At 57.7% G+C, this 1,998-nt stretch carries 2 protein-coding genes and 1 pseudogene; 1 reads left to right on the top strand and 2 read right to left on the bottom strand.

Annotated elements, in window-relative coordinates; all coding sequences use genetic code 11:
- On the top strand, window positions 1-820 hold an 820-nt coding region (locus tag EN969_RS28630), incomplete at its 5' end, for a LysR substrate-binding domain-containing protein (RefSeq protein WP_127419608.1).
- 48 nt (window positions 821-868) lie between these two features.
- Here EN969_RS28630 and EN969_RS28625 read toward each other — a convergent pair.
- Both EN969_RS28625 and EN969_RS36335 read right to left on the bottom strand, forming a co-directional pair.
- On the bottom strand, window positions 869-1,672 hold the full coding sequence (locus EN969_RS28625; protein ID WP_063169395.1) for a TIM barrel protein: 804 nt from the start codon (window positions 1,670-1,672) through the stop codon (window positions 869-871).
- A 164-nt stretch (window positions 1,673-1,836) separates the two neighbouring features.
- Window positions 1,837-1,998 (bottom strand): annotated as a pseudogene (locus EN969_RS36335) (LacI family transcriptional regulator); the annotation flags it as partial.

The raw sequence follows: 1,998 nt of genomic DNA, 5'->3' as shown, positions 1-1,998 counted from the left end.
TCAGCCCGCCATGAGTGCGGCCGTCGCCCGACTGCGCGATTATTTCCGCGATGAACTGTTTACGATAAGAGGTCGCGAAAGATTTCTAACCCCGCGTGCGGCAGCATTTGCCCCCGCAGTTCGCGACGCTCTCCAGCACATCCAGTGCTCGATTATTTCTTCGGATCCGTTTGACCCAGCTCGAGCCGATCGCCTCTTCAGGATCATTCTTTCCGATTTCGTCACGCTCGTGTTTTTCGAAAAGCTTGTGGAGCGTATTTCACGGGAAGCCCCCGCCGTCAGCTTCGAACTGCTGCCTGTCGACGATAGCCCCGATGAGCTTCTCCGGCGCGGTGACGTCGATTTTCTAATTCTACCGGATATGTTCACGTCGAGTGTGCATTCAAGCGTTGCGCTGTTTGACGAGAAGCTCGTGTGCGTAGGCTGTCCCACAAACAAGCAGCTGCCACAGCAGCTTACATTCGAGAGATACATGTCGATGAGGCACGTCGCGGTCAGGTTCGGGCGTACGATGAAGCCGTCTATCGAGGAATGGTTTTTGCTTGAGCATGGCCTTAAGAGACGTGTCGAGGTCGCCGTGCAGGGCTTCAGCATGATTCCACCTATGGTGTCCGGCACAGCTCGTATAGCGACCATGCCCTTACGGCTGGTCAGGCATTTCGAAAAAACGTTCCCCCTGCGGGTTATCGAACTTCCGCTGCCATTTCCCACATTCACCGAGACCCTCCAATGGCCGGCCCTCCACAATAGCGATCCGGCAAGCATCTGGATGCGGGAGATAATGATACAGGAGGCATCTCGGATGGCTGCCCCGCTGTGAACCCACGGAAAATTCAGGCGCACCTATAGTCACTACTCCTGTCACCATCTACTTTGACGACAATAGCCCTCGCCGGATAAAGTCGATGCTGGCGGCAAGTGCGCCTGCGAGATCGTCCAGAGAATGGACTTCCTCGACCAGCTCGAATGAGAAAGGTCCCGCGTAGCCGCCATCCAGCAGCGCCTGAATCTGGCTGCCATTGTCGGAACCTGCAAGAAAGCGATCGGGGTAAATCCAGAAGGTCGGGTCGTTTACGCTTGAAATGTGCACCAGGCCGGTAAGCTCGCAGAACAGGCATGTCTCCCCGGCCAGGGTGTGGTGGAACGTGTCGTGCACGAGGCGAAAGACGGACTGGCCATCAACCGCGGCAACGGCCTCGGCCGCTTCCTTCTTTGATCGAAGCGAGCAGGTTCGGAAACCCAGCGGCTCGATGAGACCGATCAGACCCCGCGACTGGAGGATTGGCTTGATCTCGTTTAGAGCGAAACGAAGATTGTCCTGGCGCTCGCTATTGGTGGGCCACGAGCTGCGGTTGGCCGGCACCAACACGAGCGTCTCCGCCCCGCACGCCGTCGCATAATCGGCGAGGTTGCTTGCCTCGGCCTGACGCGTTGGAGTCCAGTCGTTGAACCGCTGCAAGGCGTTGACAGAGATGATCGTGACGCCCGCTTCGGTAGCGGCCAACCGAACGTCCGCAGCCGGAATGCCGCGTGCGACAGGATTGCTGAAATGAGGGTAACGGATTTGGACGTCGGTCAGGCCTTGGTCACGGGCAAGCGCGAAAAGCGCACTGACGTCAAGGCGGGGCGCCGCCATGTGATCGAGTGCAAAGCGGGGCGATACCTGGCGCATTGCTTGACTTTCCTTCCATGAAGCGCGGCTGCCATTTCGGCATCCGGCTTCTTTCAAGACGGAACCACGCCGGTTCACAGATCGGACAGAGACGGCCGAGTCAATCGAGCTTTCCTTTCATCGGTGAAAGGAAAATGGGCGCTCATGATAGAAATCCATCAAGGTCAAATATTTTCCGGAAGATAAATGTCGAACGGCAGAAATGTCTGCCCCGGGCTCTCCGCGACGCCGGCTTTGATGGCCCGCTCCATTGCCATTATCAGCTCCTGGCAAAGTCGGCGCATTGGCGTGCCGACCGCCATCGTCAAGATGTCATCCGCAAGCGC

Origin of the sequence: Mesorhizobium sp. M7A.F.Ca.CA.003.01.2.1 (assembly GCF_003998945.1) — a bacterium.
Taxonomy (GTDB): Bacteria; Pseudomonadota; Alphaproteobacteria; order Rhizobiales; family Rhizobiaceae; genus Mesorhizobium; species Mesorhizobium ciceri.
This window is presented reverse-complemented; position numbering and strand designations above follow the sequence as displayed.